The organism is Corallococcus sp. CA049B (genome assembly GCF_003611685.1).
Lineage (GTDB): Bacteria > Myxococcota > Myxococcia > Myxococcales > Myxococcaceae > Corallococcus > Corallococcus coralloides.
Genome location: NZ_RAWC01000176.1, coordinates 1 through 19406, shown reverse-complemented (window position 1 = coordinate 19406; position 19406 = coordinate 1). Strand labels below are relative to the sequence as shown.

General features: G+C 70.0%; 15 protein-coding genes and 2 pseudogenes. 7 read left to right on the top strand and 10 right to left on the bottom strand.

The window, feature by feature from the left end; all coding sequences use genetic code 11:
- Positions 1-370: pseudogene (locus D7W82_RS29270) on the bottom strand (molecular chaperone DjiA); the annotation flags it as partial.
- Between the two features lie 90 nt (positions 371-460).
- On the opposite strand from D7W82_RS29270, the gene folD reads away from it, so the two are divergent.
- Entirely contained in the window at positions 461-1312 is an 852-nt protein-coding gene (gene folD / locus D7W82_RS29265; protein WP_120621485.1) for a bifunctional methylenetetrahydrofolate dehydrogenase/methenyltetrahydrofolate cyclohydrolase FolD, read from the top strand.
- Between the two features lie 50 nt (positions 1313-1362).
- Here folD and D7W82_RS29260 read toward each other — a convergent pair whose 3' ends face one another.
- Positions 1363-1656, bottom strand: a complete 294-nt coding sequence (locus tag D7W82_RS29260; RefSeq protein WP_147439613.1) for a hypothetical protein — start codon at positions 1654-1656, stop codon at positions 1363-1365.
- Positions 1657-1661: 5 nt separating this feature from the next.
- Complete coding sequence (locus tag D7W82_RS40195; protein WP_147439611.1) at positions 1662-1841, bottom strand: hypothetical protein; 180 nt, start codon at positions 1839-1841, stop codon at positions 1662-1664.
- A gap of 114 nt (positions 1842-1955) precedes the next feature.
- Here D7W82_RS40195 and D7W82_RS29255 point away from each other — a divergent pair, with 114 nt between their 5' ends.
- A complete protein-coding gene (locus tag D7W82_RS29255; RefSeq protein WP_120621483.1) occupies positions 1956-3506 on the top strand; it encodes an OmpA family protein in 1551 nt (516 codons plus the stop codon).
- Between the two features lie 233 nt (positions 3507-3739).
- Here the strand turns inward: D7W82_RS29255 and D7W82_RS29250 are convergent, their stop codons facing one another.
- Positions 3740-6877: a choice-of-anchor D domain-containing protein gene (locus D7W82_RS29250; protein ID WP_158617751.1), complete on the bottom strand. Its 3138-nt coding sequence runs from the start codon at positions 6875-6877 to the stop codon at positions 3740-3742.
- A gap of 157 nt (positions 6878-7034) precedes the next feature.
- Between D7W82_RS29250 and D7W82_RS29245 the strand changes: the two genes are divergently transcribed.
- The gene (locus tag D7W82_RS29245; RefSeq protein ID WP_120621487.1) at positions 7035-7970 is read left to right on the top strand and encodes an ADP-ribosylglycohydrolase family protein; all 936 of its coding nucleotides are present in this window, start codon (positions 7035-7037) and stop codon (positions 7968-7970) included.
- Between the two features lie 3 nt (positions 7971-7973).
- On the opposite strand, the gene D7W82_RS29240 is transcribed toward D7W82_RS29245, so the two are convergent.
- Genes D7W82_RS29240 through metF form a run of 3 tightly spaced genes read right to left on the bottom strand, consistent with a single transcriptional unit; the run spans position 7974 to position 10317 of the window.
- Entirely contained in the window at positions 7974-9029 is a 1056-nt protein-coding gene (locus tag D7W82_RS29240) for a homoserine dehydrogenase (protein WP_120621481.1), read from the bottom strand.
- Entirely contained in the window at positions 9026-9448 is a 423-nt protein-coding gene (locus D7W82_RS29235) for a hypothetical protein (RefSeq protein ID WP_120621480.1), read from the bottom strand. Before D7W82_RS29235 ends, D7W82_RS29240 begins: the two co-directional genes overlap by 4 nt.
- Complete coding sequence (gene metF, locus D7W82_RS29230; protein WP_120621479.1) at positions 9445-10317, bottom strand: methylenetetrahydrofolate reductase [NAD(P)H]; 873 nt, start codon at positions 10315-10317, stop codon at positions 9445-9447. The genes D7W82_RS29235 and metF overlap by 4 nt, the downstream gene beginning before the upstream one ends.
- Before the next feature lie 102 nt (positions 10318-10419).
- Between metF and gcvT the strand changes: the two genes are divergently transcribed.
- The 3 genes from gcvT to gcvP all read left to right on the top strand — a co-directional run bounded on the left by gcvT (position 10420) and on the right by gcvP (position 14943).
- Positions 10420-11505, top strand: coding sequence for a glycine cleavage system aminomethyltransferase GcvT (gcvT, locus tag D7W82_RS29225; protein ID WP_120621478.1), 1086 nt, complete (start codon positions 10420-10422; stop codon positions 11503-11505).
- A gap of 40 nt (positions 11506-11545) precedes the next feature.
- Entirely contained in the window at positions 11546-11929 is a 384-nt protein-coding gene (gene gcvH, locus D7W82_RS29220; protein ID WP_120621477.1) for a glycine cleavage system protein GcvH, read from the top strand.
- Between the two features lie 110 nt (positions 11930-12039).
- The gene (gene gcvP / locus D7W82_RS29215) at positions 12040-14943 is read left to right on the top strand and encodes an aminomethyl-transferring glycine dehydrogenase (protein WP_120621476.1); all 2904 of its coding nucleotides are present in this window, start codon (positions 12040-12042) and stop codon (positions 14941-14943) included.
- A 67-nt stretch (positions 14944-15010) separates the two neighbouring features.
- Here the strand turns inward: gcvP and D7W82_RS29210 are convergent, their stop codons facing one another.
- The 3 genes from D7W82_RS29210 to D7W82_RS29200 form a co-directional block, all read right to left on the bottom strand.
- A complete protein-coding gene (locus tag D7W82_RS29210) occupies positions 15011-15910 on the bottom strand; it encodes a cation diffusion facilitator family transporter (protein ID WP_120621475.1) in 900 nt (299 codons plus the stop codon).
- A 52-nt stretch (positions 15911-15962) separates the two neighbouring features.
- Positions 15963-17207 carry an energy transducer TonB gene (locus D7W82_RS29205; RefSeq protein WP_120621474.1) on the bottom strand — a complete coding sequence of 415 codons (1245 nt, stop codon included), beginning with the start codon at positions 17205-17207 and terminating at the stop codon, positions 15963-15965.
- Between the two features lie 118 nt (positions 17208-17325).
- Positions 17326-19191 carry a SpoIID/LytB domain-containing protein gene (locus D7W82_RS29200; protein ID WP_233588002.1) on the bottom strand — a complete coding sequence of 622 codons (1866 nt, stop codon included), beginning with the start codon at positions 19189-19191 and terminating at the stop codon, positions 17326-17328.
- A 22-nt stretch (positions 19192-19213) separates the two neighbouring features.
- On the opposite strand from D7W82_RS29200, the pseudogene D7W82_RS41820 reads away from it, so the two are divergent.
- Positions 19214-19406 (top strand): annotated as a pseudogene (locus D7W82_RS41820) (hypothetical protein); the annotation flags it as partial.

Below are 19406 nucleotides of genomic sequence, written 5' to 3'. Positions count from 1 at the left end.
CCTTGAGGTAGCGGCGCACGGCCTGGACGGTGTGGGCGTCGGCGCGGAGGACCTCCTCGAAGTAGCGGCGGACCTCGCGGACCTCCTCGCGGCGCATGTCGCCGTCGGCGCGGGCCACGTCCACGAAGAGGGCGGTGATGTCGCGGTCGAGCGGGTCCTCGTCCGGGGTCTGGACGATGGGGAACTCGCCCGGGCCCTGGGGGAGGGGGGCCGGCTTGGGAGGCGGCTCGAAGGTGACGGGGAAGTCGCTGAAGATTTCGGGGAAGTCCGGGGGCGCGGCGTTCTGTTCGTCGAAGTAGTGGCCCAGGGCCGTGCCCAGGATGAGGGAGAGCACGATGGCCCAGGGCCCTCCCATGAGGAGACCGGCCATGAGACCCAACATCGCCCCGAGAACTTTTCCCGCGCCCATGCCTTCGCTTCGCTCCCTTGTGCCGGGCCAGTCTTGCATAAGGTGGCTCTCATGACGGCTCAGTTGATTGACGGCAAGGCAGTGGCGGCGCGCGTGCGGGCGGAGATCAAGGAGGAGGTGACGCGCCTGAAGGCCGAGCGCGGCATCACCCCGGGGCTCGCCGTGGTGCGCGTGGGTGAGGACCCGGCGTCCAAGATTTATGTGACGGGGAAGAAGAAGGCCGCCGAGGAGGTGGGCTTCAACTCCTGGGAGCACCACCCGGATGAGAACATCACCCAGGACGCGCTCCTGGCGCTGGTGCACCGGCTGAACGAGGACCCGGCCGTGCACGGCATCCTGGTGCAGCTGCCGTTGCCCAAGCACATCGACGCGGACGCCATCATCGCGGCGGTGAAGCCGGAGAAGGACGCGGACGGCTTCCACCCGATGAACGCGGGCAACCTGCTGCTGGGACGGCCGGCGACGCGGGCGTGCACGCCCTATGGGGTGATGCGGCTGTTGGAAGAGGTGGGATGCAATCCGGCGGGCAAGCGCGCGGTGGTGGTGGGCCGCAGCAACATCGTGGGCAAGCCGCAGGCGCTGATGCTGCTGCAGAAGGACGCGACGGTGACGGTGTGCCACCGTAAGAGCGACCTGCCGTCGGAGGTGGCCCAGGCGGACATCCTGGTGGTGGCGGTGGGCGTGCCGGAGCTGGTGAAGGGCGCGTGGATCAAGCCCGGCGCGGTGGTGATTGACGTGGGCATGAACCGCAAGGCGGATGGGAAGCTGGTGGGGGACGTGGAGTTCGCCGCCGCGGCGGAGAGGGCTTCGTTCATCACGCCGGTGCCGGGCGGCGTGGGTCCGATGACCATTGCGATGCTGATGAAGAACACGCTGGAGGCGGCTCAGCGCGGCGGGAAGTAGTCAGTCGATGGGACCTCCCTGCCCCCCATGCGAGGGCAGGGAGGAGGACTTCATTGCAGACCGCAGACGTACGGGCCGCCCTGGCTGTTACAGGCGTCGTAACGGATGCACCAGCCGTCAGGCGTCGAATAGGCATACATGTAGAAGCCATTCGCGCAGCGGACCCGGTCAGTGGTGATACGGCACCAGCCGAAATCAACATTCGGGTCGCAGCTGTCCGGCGGTGCCATGGCGTGCACCCGGTCCTCGGTCGTTTCGGTCTCCGTGGTGGGCACGGCCTCCGGTCCACAACCGGCAAGCAACATCCCCACGCTGAAGGCCAGTGCGAGTGTCTGTCGTTTCATGGCGCTCACCATTCCGGGCAGCCCCAGGGGCCGCCGTAGTTCCTGCAGACGTCCGCGTTGATGCACCAACCGTCCGGAGTCCAGTGGGCATCCATCTGGACTCCGTTGAAGCAGGTGATCTTGTTGCTGGAGACGGGACACCAGCCGTCGTCCTCGAACGGGTCACAGCTATCCGGCGGAGCCATCGCGGCATTGGAAGAAGATGAGCGTCTTTCCGTAAGGAGGGGAGGGGAGTCGCAGGTGCGAGTCCAGCCGCCATTCCCCTTCAGCCCGGGCGGGACCTGACGGATGATGCGCGCATGGGTCCGGCCTTGCACCGATGCGCAGTTGGCGGGGCCGCGCTGGGGCTGCTGCTGCTCGCAACCCCCGCGCGTGCCCAGGACGCCACGCCCCTGCCCACGTTCTCCCTGGAGCGCCTGGACCCGAACCCGGGCCTGGGGCCCCTGACGATGGGGAGCGGGGAGCTGCTGGCGCCTGGGGCGCTGCGGATCTCCCTGCTGGCGCACTACCAGCGGAGAGCGCTGACGGTCCGCAACGGGCCGGACGAATACCCGCTCGTCCTGTCCCGGACCACCGGTGTGGTGTCGCTGGCCGTCGGCGTGCTGCCCTGGCTGGAGCTTCAGGCCCAGCTTCCTGGCGTCATCCATCAGAGCGGCGCGGATGTGAGCACCGTGCTGTCCTTCTCCCCGCCGTCACGCAGCGGGCTGGGGGCGCCGCGGCTCGCTGCCCGACTGGGGCTGCTGGGGGCCACCGCTCCCGAGGCCTTCCACCTGGCGCTCGACCTGGACGTGCGATTGCCCGTAGGTGGCTCGGGTGCGCTTGCTCGCGACCAGGGTGTCCGGGGTCAGGGGCGGCTCATGATGGGCAAGCGCTGGGGGCCCGTGGCTCCGGCGCTGGAAGTGGGCGTGCTCCTGCGTCGCGCCGTCTCGACGGACTCTGGCGTGGACAGCCTCAACGGCGTGGGCAACGAGCTGCGGGCCGGGGTGGGGCTGACCGTAGGGTACGCCCTGCGCGCGGAGGTGTCGGCGCTCGGTGCGTACTCGTGGCGGCAACAGCGCACCAGCGGTGAGCTGCTGGGCGGCCTGCGCTACGCACCGGCGCGGCCCTGGGAGTTCTTCGCATTGGGCGGCGCGGGCCTGGGCGCGGAGCCGGGAGCGCCTCGCTACCGGGTGCTCGCGGGATTCGCCCTGCTCTTCGACAAGCCGCCACCTCCGCCCCCGGAGGACATCGTCTACGAGCTGGTCCAGGGGCTCCCGCGTGCTCCCGCCGCCCCCCAGCTCGAACCCGAACCCACGCCTTCAGAACCTCCTCCTCCCGAGCCCACCAAGGACGAGCCTGTCTCCGAGACCGACTCGGATGGCGACGGTGTCGTGGACGTGTTGGACGCCTGCATCCACGAGCGGGGAACCCGAGAGCACGGTGGCTGCCCGGAGACGGGTGACTCGCTCGTCTCCCTGACCCGCGAGCGCCTCGTCCTCCATGGTCAGGTCTTCTTCGAGGTCGGCGCGACGACGCTGCCGGGCCGCTCTCGCGTCCTGGATCAGGTGGCGCGGGTGCTATTGGAGCATCCGGAAGTGGAGCGCGTCGTCATCGAAGGGCACACGGACGCGGAGGGTTCGTCCGCATCCAATCAGCGCCTGTCCCTCGCTCGGGCGGAAGCAGTACGCGACTACCTGGTGCGAAAGGGCGTCCCGGCCCACCGGTTGGATGCCCGAGGCCTCGGTGCGCGCCGGCCCGCGGGCTCCAACGGAACGCCGGCAGGGCGGGGCGAGAACCGCCGCGCGGAGCTTCTGTTGATCCTGGGCGAGCCCACTTCGGCCCGCACCGTCCCCGCGCCTCCTCCCCCCTGAGTCCAGGAGGGTCTCCCCGGCGGAGGCACCCTGCGAAAACCTGTCCGACAGTCGGACAGCCGCGGCCCCATGGAAACCTGTCCGACAGTCGGACAGCCGCGGCCCCATGGAAACCTGTCGGACAGCCGGACAGTCGCGGCCCCATGGAAACCTGTCCGACAGTCGGACAGCCGCGGCCCCATGGAAACCTGTCCGACAGTCGGACAGGTTCTGGCCGCACCGGGCCCGGGGGCCTAGCGGGTCTGCTGACCGCGCCGGGCCCTCCGCCTGGCCAGCATCCACGCCGCCAGCACCCAGACCCCGCCGCTCCCGCCCACCGCGCAGCCGCTGCCCTCCACGGTGACGGCCTCGCCAATCCCCTCCACGGGAACGACCGTGGGTCCAAGTCCGCCACCGCTCGGCACCACGCGGACCTCGCCGCGCACCGTGCCCGTGCGCGTCGGATGGAACGTCACCGGGATGGAGGCTCGGCCACCGGCCGCGATGGCGCCGCTCACCGCGCTCGTGTCCACGCGGAACGCGGCATCGGAGGACTTCACCTCCACGGTGACGGGCACGTTGCCCGTGTTGACGAGCTCCAACGACAGGGGCTGGCTGGTGGCGTCCACCCGCTGGTTGCCGAACACGATGGCTCCGGGCGTCACCGTCAGCCCCTGCGCCACGCCGGACCCCTGCACCGCGATCATCAGCGGCGTGGAGGACGCATCGTGCCGCACCGCGAGCGACCCTGCGTAGTCGCCCGGCCGCGGCGGCTCGAAGACGACGTAGAAGGGATGGCTGGTGCCGGGCCCCACGACATGGGGCAGCGGGAGCCCCGACAGGGAGAACCCGTCCACCGGATCCAGTCCCGTGATGGTGACAGGGCTCGTGCCGGTGTTGCGCAGCTCCACGACGCGCTGCGAGGCCTCCCCGAGGAACTGGGAACCGAAGGTCAGCGCCGTCACGGAGGTCTCCATCGAGGCCGTGGTCCCCGTGCCCCGCAGCGTCACCTGGGCGGCGCTCGGCGCGTTGCTCTGGACCTCCAGCACGCCGTTCTCCGCGGTGGCCTCGGTGGGCTTGTAGCTGACCTGGAACGTGCGGTTTCCGAGCGGCGGCACGCTGGTGCCCACGTTGAGCCCCGAGACCTGGAACGGACCGTTCACGTTCACCGCCGTCACGTTCAGCGACTCACTGCCCATGTTGAACAGCGTGAGCTCCCGGGGCGCGCTCAGGCCCCCCAACCGCTGGCCGCCGAACTCCATCACGTCGCTCGCCATCCGGCCGACGGCCTGGAGCCCCTCTCCGTCCAGCTTCACCACCGTGGGAGACGACGGCGCGTTCGAGAACACACGGAACACGCCGGTCGCGGCGCCGTCCTCGACCGGGATGAAGGTGACCTCCATGGTGAAGGCGTCGCGCGGCGTGAGCGCCTTCGGCAGCTCCGGAAGCACCACCGAGAACGGCCCCGCCACCGCGATGGTGCTGAGGGTGAGCGTGTCCGTCCCCGAATTGACGATCGTCACCTGCACCGCCTTGCTGCTGCTCCCCACCTCCGTCCGCGCGAAGGACAGCGCCGAGGGGGTGGCGGTCAGCTTTCCTTCGACGCCTTGTCCTCTGAGCAGCACGGTCTGGGAGGAGCCACCCGGGCCGTCCGCGCTCAGCATCAGCTCCTGCGCGAACTGGGCGATATGCGGAGGCTCGAAGGTCACCTGGACCTGGGTCGTGGCGCCGGGGGCCAGGCTGAACCGTCCCGCGGGGGTCACGGCGAAGCCCGTGGGCGCCTGGATGGGCTCCACCACGAGCGTCCCGGCCCCCTCGTTCTTGATCGTCAACGCCTGGGGCGTACTCACGGAGTTGACCTCGCGCGAGCCGAACTCCAGCGCCGTGCCGCCATCGGACGCGGTGACCTTGAGCGCGGGGACCTCCACGCCCGTGCCGGTGAGCGCCACCTTCACGGCGGGGGTGCGCGGATCATTGCTCCGCAGGATGAGGTCCTTCGCGGCGCGGCCCGCCCCCGGGGCGTAGGCCACCGTCAGGCTCGCCTGCTCCCGGGCCTGGATGGTCAGCGGAAGGCCGGACTCCACCGTGAACGGCGCCTCGACGTCGAAGGCGGTGAGGATGAGGTCGTCCAGGCCGGTGTTGCTGACCGCCAGCGTCTTGCGAACAGGGTCGACCCCCGCGGTGTGCACACCGAAGTCCAGCGAGGTCGCCGCCACGACGATGGCGGGTTCGATGCCCGTGCCATGCAGAGAGACCTCCGCGAGCGGCGTGGCGGACCCCTGGGCCTGGATGTACATCGGCAGGGACGACTCTCCCGCCGTCGCCGTGAAGGTCACCGTGAGCGGGAGGACCGTCCCTGGCTGCACCACGGTGCCCCCCGGAGGCAGGCCGCTCACGGTGAAGGGCGCCTGCGTCAGCACGGCGGGAATCGTGAGCGGCAGGCTCCCCACGTTCTTCACCTGGAGGAGCAGGTTGCTGCTCGTGCCCACGCGCAAGGCGCCGAAGTCGAGCGCGGCCGGCGCGAGCTCGAGCTTCGGGGCGCCGCCCGTCCCCTCGAGCTTGATCGGCAGGGAGCCCTTGTCGGGGTCGCTGCTCAGCAGGCTCAGGATCCCGGAGTCCACGCGGTCGGCCGTGGGCGCGTACGTCACGGTCACGTCCAGGAACGCGCCTTCCTTGAGGGTGAAGGGCAGGGACACCGGTGTCAGCTTGAAGGGGAGGGGAAGCGACATGGCGTCGATGACCAGCGGGACGGCGCCCTCGTTGCTCAGCCTCACCTTCTGGGAGGCGGATGTGCCCACCGCGATCGAGCCGAAGGACAGGCTCGATGGATTGACCTTGAGCAGGGGCCGCCCCGTCCTCAGGCGGATCCGGGCGGCGGAGACGCAGTTGGTCCGCTCCGAGCGCAGCGTGAGGGTATTGGTGGTGCCGTAGCGATAGCCGGGCACCCCCGTGGAGTCGCGCGCCTTGAAGCCGACTTCTGGCGTGTCGCAGCCACCACACAACCGTAGGGGATTCGGGGGCATGCTGAAGGCCCCCAGTTCCTGGCCGTTCAGCAGGACGGTCATGAGTCCGCCGTCGTAGCCACGGCCGAAGACTTCCACGTCGACGCCAGTCACGATCCAACCGGCGGGGACGGGATCCGCGAAGCTTCGGGCTCCACCGTTCCAATTTCCGGTGTTGTCCGAGCAGGCGTAGGCCGTGCGACCACAGGAGGGGCACTTCGTGGCTCCGTCCCAGGTCAGCTCGAGGAAGTAGTCCTTGACCACCGTCAGGGATTGGGTCCGCGAGGCTTCACCCGGCGTCTCGGGTGCATCCGGTGCCTCCGGCTCCACCGGGGAACAGGTGGCCAGGACAGACAAACCAAGGGCAAGCAGCAGGGGGAGTCGACGCATCGGAGCGCCTCTCGTGAGGGTTGGGAAGCCTGTCCCGAAATTGAAGGGCGCAGGAGCTTCGCATGAACCGTGGACACCGCGCGAGCCAGTCCCCTCTTTACGTTGATAGTGTCGTTGGTACACGATGGGTTCGCCCACGGACCTGGGAGGTTGGGGAATGATGAACCGCGAGGAGCGCATTGCGGGAGGGGTGTATGGGTTGCTCATCGGTGATGCGTTGGGCGTCCCCTATGAGTTCCACCGGCCGGAGACGATTCCGTCTCCCGAGGCCATCGAGTACACGCCGCCGCCGGGATTCGACCGGGCGCACGGCCGCGTCCCCCCGGGGACGTGGTCGGACGACGGTGCCCACGCGCTGTGCCTGCTGGACTCGCTGACGTATCAGAAGCGGCTCGACTGCGAGGACCTGGGCCGGCGGCTGGTGAACTGGCAGGACTGGGGCTACCTCGCCGTGGATGGCGATGTGTTCGACGTGGGCATCCAGACCAGCACCGCGCTGCGCCGGTTGCGCGACGGCACCCCGGCGATGCTCGCGGGGCCCAACGGCACCATGGACAACGGCAATGGCTCGCTGATGCGCGTGCTCCCCCTGGCCCTGTGGCACCAGGGCAAGGACGCGGCGCTCGTCTCGGATGCCATGGCTCAATCGCGCGTGACACATGGCCACGTGCGCGCCCAGGTGTGCTGCGCGCTGTATTGCCTCTGGGCCCGCCGCATCCTGGAGGGCGCCGCGGACCCCTGGGCCGAAGCCGTGGCCACCTTCCGGGACCTGTACGTGGAGGGCTTCCCGCAGCGGGAGGAGCTGGAGGCCCACATCCGCCCGGACGACCCGGCACCGGGAACGGGCGGCGGCTACGTCGTGGACTGCCTGCGCTCCGCCCGGGCCTGCGTGGCGAACGGGAAGACGTACGAAGAGGTCGTCAAATCCGCCATCCGGCTGGGCCACGACACGGACACCACGGCCTGCGTGGCGGGCGGCATCGCGGGGCTCATCCACGGCCTGAGCGGGATTCCCCACCGCTGGCGTTCCCAGTTGCGCGGGCAGGAGCTCGTGGAGCCGCTCCTGAAGCGGCTCATGAAGTCGCTGGGCTGAAGCTCAGTCCGGAAAGATTTCGAGCACGTCCTTCAGCATCGCCGCGCCCGTGCCCCGGGCGCCCTGCTCACCGTTGATGACGGTGTTCACGCCGTGCAAATCACTGCGGAACACCGCGCCCATCTCCATCGCGCCCAGCCGGGCCAGGGGATGGGCCGCGTCCACGGCGGTGGGGCGCACGCTCCACTCCCACCGCTCCGCGCCCACGGGCTCGCCGCGCGCCAGGAGCAGCACCTGGCCGCCCTTCGCCTTCGCCGCGTCCAGCTCCGCGCGCGTCACGCCGCGCATGCCCGTCACGGACACGTCCTTCAGCGTCGTGGGCACGCGCATCACCGCGTTGGCCAGGATGACCAGCTTGCCCGCCGTGTCCCAGCCGTCCACGTCCAGCGTGGGGTCCGTCTCCGCGATGCCCAGCGCCTGCGCCTCCGCCAGCGCGGCCTCGTACGTCCGGCCCTCCGCCATGCGGCACAAGAGCAGGTGGCTGGTGCTGTTGAGCACGCCCTCGAAGCGGCCCAGCTTCCCCAGCGCCAGGTCCCGGCGGCCCACGTTCACCAGCGGCATCGACGCGCCCACCGCCGCGCTGAAGCGCAGGGGAGGGCGGCCCGGCGACTCCAGGTCGCTCAAGCCCGCCAGCTCCTGGAACCCCAGCACCAGCGGCCCCTTGCTCGCGAGCACCGCCGCCATGCCCCGCGACAGCGCGTCCCGCGTGATGTCCAACCCGGGCTGCCCGTCCTGGAAGCTCGTGGGCGTGGCCTCCAACAGGAGGTCCGCCTTCACCTCGCGCACCAGGTCGCGCCCGCTCATCCCCGGGCGCCCCACCACCGGCAGCGACGCCACGGAGTGCCGCGCCCGCTTCACCGCCAGCACCGCCCCGATGTCCAACCCGTGCGGCGACACCGCCGCGCCGCCCGAGTCGGCCAGCCCCACCGGCAACAGCTCCAGCCGGTAGCGCTCCATCAGCATCGACGCGCGCGACTGGAGGATCTCCAGCAGCGGCACGCCCACGTTGCCAAGGCCCGTGAGCAGGAAGCGCACCGTGCGGACGGCGCGCGGGTTCATGGTGCGAAGGCCTCGCGCACGCCGTCACGGCGCAGCGTGAAGAGCATCCACACCGCCACCGGCACGCCAATGAAACAGCCGGGCGTCAGCGTGTACATCGCGCAGATGGCGCCCACCGTCGCCAGGCCGTACCCCTTGAGGTTCATCGCGTTCCACGCGCCCCAGACGGCGAGCACCCCACAGAGGATCCCGCCCAGGATGGCCAGCGAGAAGCCCGTCGTGAATTCCAGCACCACCGGCGCCTGTCCCGGCGTGGAGAAGGGCGACGCCACCTTCAGCGCCGCCAGCACCGCGCCCAGCAGGCTGAAGGTGACGTGCAGCACGCCGACGATGAGCAGGAAGAACGCCGGGAAGCGCACGATCTGGAAGATCTTGAGGCGCGGGTCGCCCGGCGCCAGCTGAGGACCAGGACCGCTCATGACCGCCCCTTCAGCGCGCCCACGATCATCCGCGTCGCGGGAGACTTGTTCAGCGTATAGAAGTGGATGCCCGGCACGCCGCGCGACAGCAGCTCCATGCACTGCACCGTGGCGTGCGCCACGCCCAACTGCACGACGGCGTCCGGTTGATCCTTCACGCGCTCCATCTGCAACGCCAGACGCATGGGCACCGTCGCGCCACACATGCGCGTGAAGCGCTGGACCTGCTCGTAGTTGGTGATGGGCATGATGCCGGGGACGATGGGGACGTTGATGCCCGCCCGCCGCGCCCGCTCCACGAAGTCGAAATAGAAGGCGTTGTCGAAGAAGAGCTGCGTCACCACGAAGTCCATCCCCGCATCCACCTTGGCCTTCAGGTGCTTGAGGTCGTCCTCGCGCGACGCCGTCTCCACGTGGCCCTCCGGATAGCACGCCCCCCCCAGGCAGAAGTTGAAATCCTCTTCTCGGACGAATCGGACCAACTCCTCCGCGTAGCGGAAGCCCCCGGGCACCGGCTCGAAGGTCGTCTGCCCCTGCGGCGGGTCCCCGCGCAGGAGGAGCACGTTCTCGATGCCTGCCGCGTCAAGCCGGCGCAGCACGTCACGAAGCTCGTCCCGGGTGTGTCCCACGCACGTCAGGTGCGCCATCGCCTCGATGCCGGTCTGCCGCTTGATGTGCGTGACGAGGTCCACCGTCCGGTCGCGCGTGCTCCCGCCCGCCCCGTACGTCACCGACACGAACCCCGGCTCCAGCGGCGCAAGCTCCTCCACCGTGCGCAGGAGCGAGGCCACGCCCGCGTCCGTCTTGGGAGGAAAAAACTCGAAGGAGAAGCTCGGCTTGGAGGGGTTGAGGCAGTTGCGAATCTTCATGTCGGGATGAGTTTAGTCCCTTCCGCGTCGGCCTTGATCGGAGAAGGTGCGCCGCTATAGTCCGCGCCGTTTCGCCACCCCCTACCCACCCTGGAGAAGTCAATGACCCGGCGTACGCCCCTCAACGAGGCCCACCGCAAGCTGGGGGCCCGCATGGTCGACTTCGCCGGCTGGGACATGCCGGTGCAGTACTCGGGCCTCATCGCCGAGCACGAGGCCGTGCGCACCGCCGTCGGCCTCTTCGACGTCTCCCACATGGGAGAGATCGAGTTCACCGGCCCGGGCGCCCTGGAGACCGTGAACCGGCTCATCTCCAACGACCTCTCCCGCATCCAGGACGGCCAGGCCGTCTACGCGGGCCTGCTCAATGACCTGGGCGGCTTCGTGGATGACGTCGTCGCCTACCGCTTCAGCCCCGAGCGCATCCTCATCTGCGTCAACTCCAGCAACCGCGAGAAGGACTTCGCCTGGATGAGCGCGCGCGCCGAGGGCGTCAAGCCCGTGGACAAGAGTGACGAGTACGCGCAGATCGCGGTCCAGGGCCCCAAGGCCGTGGGGCTGGTGCAGCGCCTGACGAAGTCGGACCTGTCCCAGGTGGGCACCTACCGCTTCACCGAAGGGGAGGTGGCCGGCGTGAAGGCCATCATCTCCCGCACGGGCTACACGGGTGAGGACGGCTTCGAGCTGTACTGCGCCGCCGGCGACGCCGTGAAGCTCTGGGACGCGCTCCTGGAGGCCGGGCAGCCGGACGGCGTGAAGCCCTGCGGCCTGGGCGCGCGTGACTCGCTGCGCACGGAGATGAAGTACGCGCTGTACGGCAACGACATCGACGACTCGCACACCGCCCTGGAGGCGGGCCTGGGGTGGATCGTCAAGCTGGACAAGGCGGGCGGCTTCATCGGCAAGGACGCGCTCGCCGCGCAGAAGGCCGCAGGCGTGCCGCGCAAGCTGGTGGGCTTCGAGCTCACCGACAAGGGCATCCCCCGCCACGGCTACCCCGTCCTCAAGAACGGCGAGCGCGTGGGCGAGGTGACGAGCGGCACCATGGGCCCCTCGGTGAAGAAGTCCATCGGCATGGCCTACGTGCCGGCGAGCCTCGCCGCGGAGGGCTCCACCTTCGACGTGGACATCCGCGGCCGCGCCGTGCCCGCCGTCGTCGTGAAGACCCCCTTCCTCAAGAAGTCCTGATTCCCTTCCTTCCACACCTGCTGTGAGGAGCTGAACCGCCATGGCCAACATTCCGAAGGACCTGAAGTACACCCGCGAGCACGAGTGGGCCCGCGTCTCGGGCAAGATCGTGGTGGTGGGCATTACGGACCACGCCCAGACCACGCTCGGCGACATCGTCTACGTGGAGCTGCCCAAGCTGGGCGCCCAGGTGACGGCCGGTGATTCGTTCGGCACCGTCGAGTCCGTCAAGGCCGTGTCGGAGCTGTTCGCACCCATCTCCGGCAAGATCGTGAAGGTGAACAGCGACCTCACGGAAGAGCCCGAGACCCTCAACACGGACCCCTACGGGGACGGGTGGCTGGTGGAGGTCGAGCTCTCGGACGCCGGGGAGCTGAGCAACCTGCTGGACGCCGACGCCTACGAGAAGCTCACCAAGGAGTAGTTCCGCGCGCGCAAGAAGTCGCGCGTCCCGGTTGTTAAAGACGCTCCATGGAGCGCCGAGCCCGCTCGGACGCCGAACTTCCTACCGCACCTCACGCGAGCCTTCCGACCATGTCCCTCAACTGGAAGTACCAGGAGTCCTTCGCCGGTCGTCACATTGGCCCGGAGACCCCTGAAGTGAAGCAGATGCTGTCCACGCTGGGCGTGGACTCGCTGGACGTCTTCGTCGAGTCCACCGTGCCGCCGGCCATCCGCTCCCCGGAGCCCCTGCGGCTGCCCGCGGGCAAGGGTGAGAACGAGGTGTTGGCGCAGCTGGAGGCCATCGCCGCGAAGAACCAGATGTTCCGGTCCTTCATCGGCATGGGCTACAGCGACACCCACGTCCCCAACGTCATCCTGCGCAACATCTTCCAGAACCCGGGCTGGTACACCCAGTACACGCCCTACCAGGCGGAGATCGCCCAGGGCCGGTTGGAAGCGCTGCTCAACTTCCAGACCATGGTGACGGACCTCACCGGCATGGAGGTGGCCAACGCCTCCATGCTGGATGAAGGCACCGCCGCGGCGGAGGCCATGGCGCTCGCGAGCCACGCCAAGGGCGACGGCGACGGGGGCGCGTTCTTCGTCTCCGACGGCTGCCACCCGCAGACGGTGGACGTGGTGCGCACGCGCGCGACTCCCCTGGGCGTGGAGGTCGTCGTGGGCGACCACCGCACGGTGGACCTGTCCCAGAAGAAGTTCTTCGGCGCGCTGGTGCAGTACCCGGCCACGGACGGCGTGGTGCACGACTACCGCGCCTTCGGTGAGAAGGTGCACGCGGCGGGCGGCCTGCTCGTCGTCGCGGCGGACCTGCTGTCCCTGACGCTGCTCACGGCGCCCGGCGAGTTCGGCGCGGACGTGGTGGTGGGCAGCGCGCAGCGCTTCGGCGTGCCGCTGGGCTACGGCGGCCCGCACGCCGCCTACTTCGCCACGAAGCACGCCTACACCCGCGTGATGCCGGGCCGCCTCATCGGCGTGTCCGAGGACTCGGGGGGCCGGCCCGCGCTGCGCATGGCGCTGCAGACGCGCGAGCAGCACATCCGCCGTGAGAAGGCCACGAGCAACATCTGCACCGCGCAGGTGCTGCTGGCCGTGATGGCCGGCATGTACGCCGTCTACCACGGGCCCCAGGGGCTCAAGGCCATCGCGGAGCGCGTGCACGGGCTCACCGTGGTGCTGTCGCGGGGCCTGGCGAAGCTGGGCTTCAAGCCGAAGCACGAGCAGTTCTTCGACACGCTGCGCGTGGAGCTGACGGCCCCGCAGGTGCGGGGGGTGCTGGCCGCCGCGGAGGGCGCGAAGATGAACTTCCGCCGCATCGACGAGAAGACGCTCGGCCTGTCGCTGGACGAGACGACGCGCGCCAGGGACGTGGAGGACATCCTCGCGGCCTTCATCCAGGGCGCGAACAAGTCCGCGTCCCCGGTGAACCTGGACGAGGTCGCCGAAGGCCTGGAGAGCCCGCTCGCCCCCGAGCTGCGCCGCGCGAGCGCGTACCTCACGCACCCCGTCTTCAACCGCTACCACTCCGAGACGGAGATGCTGCGGTACATGCGGCGGCTGGAGGCGAAGGACCTGTCCCTCACGCACTCCATGATTCCGCTGGGCAGCTGCACCATGAAGCTCAACGCCACCGCGGAGATGATCCCGGTGACGTGGCCCCAGTTCAGCAAGCTGCACCCGTTCGCGCCCACCTCGCAGGCGGCCGGCTACAAGGTCGTCTTCGAGCAGCTGGAGAACGCGCTGTCGCAGGTGACGGGCTTCGCCGGGTGCTCGCTGCAGCCCAACGCGGGCAGCCAGGGTGAGTACGCGGGCCTGCTCGTGATTCGCGCCTACCACCAGGCGCGCGGGCAGGGGCACCGCGACGTGTGCCTCATCCCGTCCTCCGCGCACGGCACCAACCCGGCCTCCGCGGTGATGGCGGGCTACCGCGTCGTCGTCACGAAGTGCGACGAGAACGGCAACATCGACCTGGGCGACCTGCGCGCCAAGGCGGACCAGCACAAGGACAACCTGGCCGCGCTGATGGTGACGTACCCCTCCACGCACGGCGTGTTCGAGGAGGAGATCCGGGAGATCTGCGCCACCATCCACGAGCGCGGCGGCCAGGTGTACATGGACGGCGCCAACCTCAACGCGCAGGTGGGCCTCACCGCGCCGGGCCTGGTGGGCGCGGACGTCTGCCACATCAACCTGCACAAGACGTTCTGCATCCCGCACGGCGGTGGCGGCCCGGGCATGGGCCCCATCTGCGTGGCGTCCCACCTGGTGAAGTTCCTCCCCGGGCACCCCGTCATCCAGACGGGCGGGGCGGACGCCATCAGCGCCATCTCCGCGGCGCCGTGGGGCAGCGCGAGCATCCTGCTCATCTCCTGGATGTACATCCAGATGATGGGCGGCGAGGGCCTGACGCAGGCCACGAAGATGGCCATCCTCAACGCCAACTACGTCGCGGAGCGGCTCCAGCCGCACTACCCGGTGCTCTACCGGGGCAAGCGCGGCCGGGTGGCCCACGAGTGCATCGTGGACCTGCGCCCGCTCAAGAAGACCGCGGGCGTGGAGGTGGAGGACGTGGCCAAGCGCCTGATGGACTACGGCTTCCACGCGCCCACCGTGTCGTTCCCGGTGGCGGGCACGCTGATGATCGAGCCCACGGAGTCCGAGTCCAAGGCGGAGCTGGATCGCTTCTGCGACGCGATGATCGCCATCCGCCAGGAGATCCGCGACGTGGAGGAGGGCCGCGTGCCCAAGGACAACAACGTCCTGAAGAACGCGCCGCACACCGCGCGCACGCTCACCGCGCCGGAGTGGAACCGCCCGTACACCCGCGAGCAGGCCGTGTTCCCCACGCCGTGGGTCCGGGACAACAAGTTCTGGCCGTCCGTGGGACGCCTGAACAATGTGCTCGGCGACCGCAAGCTCGTGTGCTCGTGCCCTCCCATCGAGGACTACGACACGCCCGCGCAGAAGGTCGCGTGACGCTCGCGGTTCACTGACGCGGCACCGGGGCCGTCTTCCAGCGCACTGGAAGGCGGCCCTCGTGTTTCTAGCGGGCCCTCGCGGGCTCCACGTGGACCACCACGTCCACCACCTGCGGATAGGCGCCGTGCAGCGTCTCCTCCACCTTGTCGGCCACTTCGTGGGCCTGCGCGGTGGTGAGCTGCGGGTCGACTTCAATCTTCAGGTCCACGTAGACGCTCTCCTCCATGCCCCGGCTGCGCACGTCGCGGCAGGAGCGCACGCCGGCCACCGCCAGCGTGTGCTGGGACACCTGCGCCGGGTCCAGGCGCGCGGTGTCGGAGAGGATGCCCACCGCCTGCCGGACGATGCCGTAGGCCACCCACGCCACGAAGACCATCACGGCCAGGGCCACCAGGCCGTCCGCGCGAGGGAAGCCCAGCGCCACCAGTCCAATGGAGCCGAGCACGGCGATGGTCACGAACACGTCCGACAGCGTGTGCTGCGCGTCCGCGAGCAGCAGCGAGCTCTTGTACTTCTGCCCGTAGTGCCGCTCCACGCGGGTGACGATGAGGTTGATGGCGAGCGTGAAGACCATCACCGCGGCCATCGTCACGGACACCGTGGGGTGCTTGTCGTGCAGGAGCGAGTCGAACGCCATGCGCCCCAGCTCCAGCATGCCCACGCCAATCATCGCGCCGATGCCCAGCGACGCGAGCGCCTCGAACTTGCCGTGGCCGTAGGGGTGGTCCGCGTCCGCCGGCTGCGACGCGACGCCCATGGCGACCAGGCCCAGCACGTTGGAGCTGCCGTCGATGAACGAGTGCAACCCGTCCGCCGTCACCGACGCGGACTGGGCCATGAGGCCGAAGACGAGCTTGGCCACGGCCACCACCCAGTTGGCCACGAGGATGGCCAACAGGACGAAGCGGACCTTCCGGTTGCGCTCCTGGAGCGCGGCGCTACGGTCGACAAGAGTGGCTTCCACGGCGGGGCAGGGTAGTGCCTCCGCGCCGTCCACCGCGAGGCCTTCGTGGGGCCTACTGTCGGAACAGCCGCATCCGGGGGCCGCCGCCCATCTCCAGGAAGAAGCCGAACTGGAAGCGCACCGTCGCGTCCTGGCTCAACAGGCCGGACGGCGGGTTGGGGAAGGGCTGCGCGCGCTTGAAGGACGCCACGGCCTCCATGTCCAGGAAGTCCAGGCCGCTGCTCTTCTCCACCTGGATGTCCTTCACCGCGCCGCGCTCGTCCAGGGTGATGGTGAGCAGCGTCTGGCGGTCGCGCCCGGAGTAGATGTTCCCCGTCGGGTCGCGCATGCGCAGCTGCTCGTTGGGGTTCCAGTGCATGCCCACGCTCTGCTTCACGCGGTTGAAGAAGCTGGCGTACTTCCACTCGCGCGTGTTGAGGAAGGTGCCGTCGCCCTCCTCCTGGTCCTGGAGCATGTCGTTGGGCGCCGCGCCCACGACCTTGTCCATGGCCGCCTGCGACGGCATCAGCGTGGCCAGGCCCGGAGAACCCACCCGGCCGGTGGAGCCCTCCTGTTCGCTGTCCTCGCCCTGGCCGGGCTGGATGCGCAGGCGCTTCGCGTTGCCTTCGGTGGCGTCGCTCTCCGACTGGTTCTTCACCGCCATGCCCGGGCCGCGCTCGCGCGGATCCGTCTTCATGGCGATCTCCTGCTTGCGGCGCGTCTCCGGCATCTCGAAGACGGGCTTCTTGCCACCCTGGGACTGGGCCCGGTCGTCCGCGCCCGTGCCGTTGTTGCCGGACACGCGCGGGGGCTGCACCTGGTCCTGCGCCGCGCCCTCCTGCTTCTGGGGCGCGGTCCGCTGGGGCATGGCGTTGCGGTAGTGGGCCGTCTGCTCCCGCGCGCGCGTCTCCTTCTCCACCGTGTTGTTGTGCTCGGCCAGGTACTTCGCGTCCGGGGACTGCTGATCATTCCCCGGCGCCACGTCCACCACCTGGCCCTGGGGCTTCGTCTCGTCCGGCTTCTTCTCTTCCTTGGGCTCGCGCTTCTCCGTGGGGCGGGGCTTCGTCTGCTGCGGGGTGACGTTCCCCCGGTTCTTCGCCCACTGGTCCGACGTGAGCGGCCTCACCGCCACGGACGTGGGCCGCGCGGGGCGCTTCTCGTGCGGGAGGTTCGCCTGCACGGCCGACACCAGGAGGACGAAGCCCACGAAGGCGGCCTGGGCCAGGAGCGCCAGGATGCCCGCCACCAGGTAGCGCAAGGGGCCACGCTGCCTGCGCGCGCGCCGCTGACGCCAGTCTGTCGAGGAACCCGTGCCCACGGCCTGATGATAAACCTCCGGACCGCTTCTTCAGTCCCGAACGCGCGCCCCGTAACACCCGGGACATCAAAGAGATTCACGAGACGGCTCGCCGGTTGCGCGATTTGTTCCCTGGACCTCAGTAGATGGGGGCCACCTCCGCCCCATTGAAGTAGAAGCGAAGGATGTCCGGATAGCGCTGCCCGGCCTCCGCCCGGCCGATGGCGCCTGTCTGACACATGCCCACGCCGTGGCCCCAGCCGCCGCCCCGGAACAGCCATCCGGTGAGCCGGCCCTCGGCGTCCCGCTCGGCCTCCACGGTGGCCATGCTGCTGTTGAGCATCCCGAAGAGCCGCCGGATGTTCAGCTCCCCGCGCACCTGGGTGGCGCCCTTCGTGCCCGACACGGTGAGCAGCCGGGCGCGCCCGGACACCCCGCGCTCGGACAGGGCGAGCCCCTGGATGGCGCCCACGCCCAGCTTCTCCGTGAGCGCGTCCACCTGGCCCTGCGTGAAGCGCTTCTCCCACCGGAACTTCGTGGGCTGCGCGAAGCTGGACAGCTTGCACGCGGCGGGCACGTCCGACGTCGCCAGCCACGCCTTGAGGTGGGACGGCCCGGGCACGTCCGGCGCGGGCTCCAGCAGGTCAGGCCGCCCGCGCAGGCTGGGGTCCGGCGGGCCGCCCCACACCACGTCGTTGTCCTCGGTGTGGCCGCCGCACACGGCGCTGTAGACGGAGTCCACCAGCCGGCCGTCCTGGCTGAAGAGGGCCTGCCCCCGGGTGGCCTCCACCGCGGCGGTGGTGCTGGCCGCCTCGCCGGTGCGGCCCCGGTACACCGCGCAGTGCTGCTCCGAGCAGAGGAGATACGGATCCGCCAGGTGCTTGATGCCCACCTTCGCCAGCACCTCGCCCCGAGCCGTCACGGCCTGGGCCTTGAGCGCCTCCGGGTGCGCGCGCGCGAAGATTTCGGACGGCACCAGCCCCTTGAGCAGGTCCTCCAGGCCCACCACGTTCACCACCGCGAGCTTGCCGCTCCGGTCCACCGCGAACTGGAGCGCGCCCCGGAAGCTGCGGTCCTCGAAGGCGTGGAAGTCGTAGCCCACGCCGTACTCCACCTGCCGCACGTCGAAGCCGCTGCCGTCCGGCGTCTCCGCGTCCAGCCGGTCCTGCGCCAGGCCCACCACGGCGTCGTTCTCGTCCTTCAGCTCCAGGATGGCGCGGGAGGGCTTGCGGACCTCCTCGAAGAGCGTGGTGCGCAGGCCGTAGCGGCGCAGCAGCTCCGCCTGTTGTTCCGCCGCGGCCTCGGGCGTCAGCGCCTCCTCGACCAGGAGGAGGTAGCGCCGGTTGTCGATGACCTTCCCCGCGATGCCGTACACGGAGCCCAGCGTGTGCGTGCGCACCGCGAGCCCCCGCGCGCGCCACGTCTCCAGCGCCTCCGCGAGCCCCGCCTTGTCCGCGAAGCGGAACTCGCCCAGCTGCAGCCGCGCGCTCCACTGGGCCGGTTCGCCCTGCGTCACCCGCACCGTCCAGCGCGAGCCCGCGGGCGCATCCAGCACCTTGTCGCCCGGCCCGCCGAAGCGCAGCCGCATCCGCGCGCGCGGCGAGAACGTCACGGCCTCGCGTCCCTCCATCAGCTTGATGGGGAGGCGCGGCTCGCCGTTCCGGAAGTCCAGGCGCTTCAGGTCCTGCGGCCCGGGCAGGCCCGACGTGAGCGGATCCTCCAGGCCACCCGGGGCAGGGGGCGTCACGCCCGCGTCGGCGGGCTTCGTGGGGACGGAGACCTCCGGCTCGCCCAGGCCCCGCGTGACGGGGACAGGTGAGGGCGCCGGCGTGGCGCAGGAGGCGAACAGCAGGGCGGTCAGGAGCAGGACGGCTTTGGACACGGCGGCGGCACCGTAGCCGCCATGGGGCCGAGCGTCACGGTTCTCCCTCCCGCTGCGGCGCGTCTCGGCCTGGATGACCGGCAGTGAATAGAACGCCCAACGCCGCGCGTTGCCCCCGCTCATGCGAATTCTTGAAGGCAACGGCTTGAAGACGCGACAGACCCTGGTGGCCTCCCTGGCTGCCTGCACCCTGGCTCTTGGGCTGACCGCTTGTGGCGGCGGTGGTGGTTCAGGCGGAGGCACCGGCGGCTCGTCGGGCGCCGGCGCCCAGGCCCCCGCGACGAACACGGGCGCCCCCACCCAGGCCGAGAAGACGCCCACCGCTCAGGGCAAGGCAC